This window comes from Ferruginibacter sp., assembly GCF_014377975.1.
GTDB lineage: Bacteria > Bacteroidota > Bacteroidia > Chitinophagales > Chitinophagaceae > Ferruginibacter.
This window is the reverse complement of the sequence record NZ_JACMOO010000208.1, coordinates 1-2,996: the sequence shown is the minus strand read 5'-3', so window position 1 is coordinate 2,996 and position 2,996 is coordinate 1. Positions and strand designations below refer to the sequence as shown.

At 37.6% G+C, this 2,996-nt stretch carries 7 protein-coding genes; all 7 read right to left on the bottom strand.

All coding sequences use genetic code 11. The features are described 5' to 3' along the window. The coding region (locus H7254_RS11620) for a hypothetical protein (RefSeq protein ID WP_301933124.1) at positions 1-339 on the bottom strand (339 nt) is incomplete at its 3' end. Beyond that, the gene (locus H7254_RS11615) at positions 329-505 is read right to left on the bottom strand and encodes a hypothetical protein (RefSeq protein ID WP_301933123.1); all 177 of its coding nucleotides are present in this window, start codon (positions 503-505) and stop codon (positions 329-331) included. The genes H7254_RS11615 and H7254_RS11620, both read right to left, overlap by 11 nt. 1 nt (position 506) lies before the next feature. Further along, positions 507-1,157 (bottom strand): hypothetical protein, encoded by a 651-nt coding sequence (locus tag H7254_RS11610; RefSeq protein ID WP_301933122.1) that lies wholly within the window; start codon positions 1,155-1,157, stop codon positions 507-509. A 70-nt stretch (positions 1,158-1,227) separates the two neighbouring features. Next, on the bottom strand, positions 1,228-1,452 hold the full coding sequence (locus H7254_RS11605; RefSeq protein WP_301933121.1) for a hypothetical protein: 225 nt from the start codon (positions 1,450-1,452) through the stop codon (positions 1,228-1,230). Between the two features lie 179 nt (positions 1,453-1,631). Beyond that, on the bottom strand, positions 1,632-2,231 hold the full coding sequence (locus H7254_RS11600) for a hypothetical protein (RefSeq protein WP_301933120.1): 600 nt from the start codon (positions 2,229-2,231) through the stop codon (positions 1,632-1,634). Between the two features lie 15 nt (positions 2,232-2,246). Then, positions 2,247-2,642: an N-acetylmuramoyl-L-alanine amidase gene (locus tag H7254_RS11595; RefSeq protein ID WP_301933119.1), complete on the bottom strand. Its 396-nt coding sequence runs from the start codon at positions 2,640-2,642 to the stop codon at positions 2,247-2,249. A gap of 9 nt (positions 2,643-2,651) precedes the next feature. Next, positions 2,652-2,996 (bottom strand): hypothetical protein (locus H7254_RS11590; protein WP_301933118.1); only part of this gene is annotated, 345 nt, incomplete at its 5' end.

The following is a 2,996-nucleotide window of genomic DNA, read 5'->3' as shown; positions in this document are numbered from 1 at the left end:
TTTCATTGCCTGTAAAACGCCTTTGATCTGTTGCAATTCAACAATCTCCACATCCTGCTTTGCCTCTGTAGAAAAACCTTTGTCAATCATGAGTTCTTTGATGTAAGTGCTTAATGCTTGCACCGAATCAAAGGGATGAGGGTAGTTTACTTCTGATAAGCGGATGTAAATATTTTTAAGTGCGCCTTCACCAATATCAAGTCTTACCACATCTGTGCGTATCGTATCAACTGTTTTGATCTGGCTTTTGTTTACCAGCAATGAATTTTGATTAAATGATATTTTGATACAGGCACCTTCGTTATAAATACCATTGGTAGGGTCAAGATTATTTGCCATTTTTTATAGATTTTAATTTCTCATAAATTACTTCGCCTGCAACTGCACCTAAAAAACCGCCGATCATCATAAATGGAATTGCGTCTTTTTGGGCTTCTTTTGCATACCAGTATGAAGCCAGGGATGAAAAAAGGGTAAGTGTGGAAACGATGGTTTTTTCTTTCATATTAATGTTGTATTAAATAGTTTGCCGCAGCACCGGAGAGGATTAATAAGCCTACGGACAACAACTTGCTTTTTATTTTTTGCCGCATGAATTGTTTTTTAAATTGTTTATTCTGATCGTGTAATAATTGCTGTTGCAACACACTTTCATTAAAAGAAATTTTCAGGGAGTCATATTTATCACCCATCAATACAATGGTAGAATCTTTGTTTCTTACCTGTGCAGTTACGGTGCTATCAATGTTTTCATAAAGACTGTCCTTATAATTATTTTCATTTATCAGTTGAATAATTTTATCCTGAAAAACATCGTCCTTGTTATTTTCTATGGAAGTATCAGCCGATTCATTGTTGTTATCAATCAGATCATATAACTGTGTTTGTAAAACGATGTTTTTATTTTTAGCCATTTCCAATGCAGCTCTGCTGCCGCCTAATTTTTTATTTAGCAATTTGTTATTTGTATTAAGCGAATCAATTTTTTGTTCAAAATAAAATTCCACATTTGCGGTTGTTTTTTGTAGCACAGAGGGCTTTAAAACTTTTACGGTCGCTGTTAGATTCTCCTCTTTATTGTTTCCGGTAAAAAGTTTTGTAAAACTGATTCCGATAATTATTCCTAATATAAGGGTCATTAATATTTTGATGTTCATAATGGTTTGTTTAAGCCCTTCCTGTCCTCCCCGGTAGGGAGGTAAAAGAAAGACATGAGAAATAAGATTTTTAATTTGTTTCTGATGTTGTTTTTTTCTCTAATGAATACCCAAAGCAGCCTGCGCCAATCAAGCTTGCAAAAGCATAGAACATAAATTCTGGTACTTCATGCTGAAAAAATTGTTTGGCGATCCAGCTGGTAAAAAGTGCGATCAACAACAATGCAATCGCCAATTCCCGTAAACTGTAACAGCCGTTTTTATCCTTTAATAATTGCTGAAAAAATGTTTTCATAATTGTTTTTTAATTTCAAAAATTTAAAGTGTCTCCTTTCCTCCGCTCCGATAATCCCCCTCCTCGGGAGGGGTTAGGGGAGGCTATTCTCATGTGGTGGAGTTAGGGGAGGCTCCTTCTGATCCCATACGCCACCAACGCTAACCCACCCGCTACTGCAAAACCTGTCAGGCTCAACGCTAGTTTTTTTTTGATTCTCTCACCAATGCCCGTTCATCTATGAGCGTATAGGAAAAATTATTTCCATACAATCCCTTGTGTCTTTCTGCTAACTGCATAAATAAATTGAAGTCGTTGATGTTGGCAAACACCTGACAGCCTGCAGAATATTTATCCACCGTTTTAGTGGTACCATTAACGGATGCATGGTGAATATTGATGCCATAAATTCCTGTCTGTTCCCTGCCATTCATAAAATCAAGATTGGCATTTCTGTCATAATCACGCATTACTGTAATCGGTCTTTGCTGTACCAATGCCAGGTATTTTCCACGATGCAAACCGATGCGGTGCGAGCCAATGTACTGCCCATGTTTAAGGATGGCCGTGCCTTGTGGACTTAATGGATTTTTAAGCCAATAAGTACCCGGATCTGTGGTAGCAGCAAAACGATGAAACTGCCATTTACCATCACTTGTTTTATAATACACATTTAGCGAATCGTCAAAACTATTTGGGGTTACACTGTCGGCACGGATGCCAACAATATTCAATTCAAAAGGACGGGAAAAACTGGTGAACCTTTTTTGGTTTAGGGTAGCCTGTATCATTTCTAACATAAGTAGGATTTTATTTTAAGCCAATGCTATCTCAGGTTCGTAATTTTTTAGCCATTCTTTTACTGGAAAACCCGGGCAGTTTGCAGAGGCTTCAAATTCATCATGCCCCATAATTCTTGCGCTTGGATATTTTACAGAAAGTGCCACAAGCTTGTTGAATAATGCTTCTTCCTGAACCGGTGTTCGGGTATCACCTAAGTTGCCTGTTTTGTTTCGCCCACCTGCATAAGCAATGTGTACGGAATCGCTGTCTACCGTTTCTATATTTTTAATAATTTGTACGTCATGGTGAATCCTTTTAATTTCACCATTGCGTTCCACCACATAATGAAACAAACCATAGAACTGTGAAACTTTTGGCTCGAATGTAGCCGTGCTGTGTACGATGATATATTTGATATGTCTTTTCATAAAATGATGTTATCTGTTTAAATAATTTGTTGCGTTGGTGCTTACTAAAAAATATTTTCCTTTGTTTTCAAATAATGTGTAATCCAGTTTTTTGCTCACTTCATTTCCCAAAACCATTCTCGCAGGTACTTTCACACCGTTTGAAGCATTGAGCCAGATGGTTGTTTCCTGCGAGGTGATCAGTGGTAAACCACCCAAGCCGGACAAGCTCCATTTACTGCCATCATATTGCAACCCCATGCGGATAAATTCAAAACGGATGGCTTGTTTTTGGTCTTCTTTTCGGAAGGAATTAAGCATACCGTTTACCAGTGTTTGTCGTACTCCATTTATCCGAAATGTTTTGAATTGCTC

What these genes read in the sequence shown, in the direction of transcription:
- H7254_RS11600 (WP_301933120.1), bottom strand. Translation starts at nt 2,231, where the DNA reads ATGTTAGAAATGATACAGGCTACCCTAAACCAAAAAAGGTTCACCAGT.
- H7254_RS11605 (WP_301933121.1), bottom strand. Translation starts at nt 1,452, where the DNA reads ATGAAAACATTTTTTCAGCAATTATTAAAGGATAAAAACGGCTGTTAC.
- H7254_RS11615 (WP_301933123.1), bottom strand. Translation starts at nt 505, where the DNA reads ATGAAAGAAAAAACCATCGTTTCCACACTTACCCTTTTTTCATCCCTG.
- H7254_RS11595 (WP_301933119.1), bottom strand. Translation starts at nt 2,642, where the DNA reads ATGAAAAGACATATCAAATATATCATCGTACACAGCACGGCTACATTC.
- H7254_RS11610 (WP_301933122.1), bottom strand. Translation starts at nt 1,157, where the DNA reads ATGAACATCAAAATATTAATGACCCTTATATTAGGAATAATTATCGGA.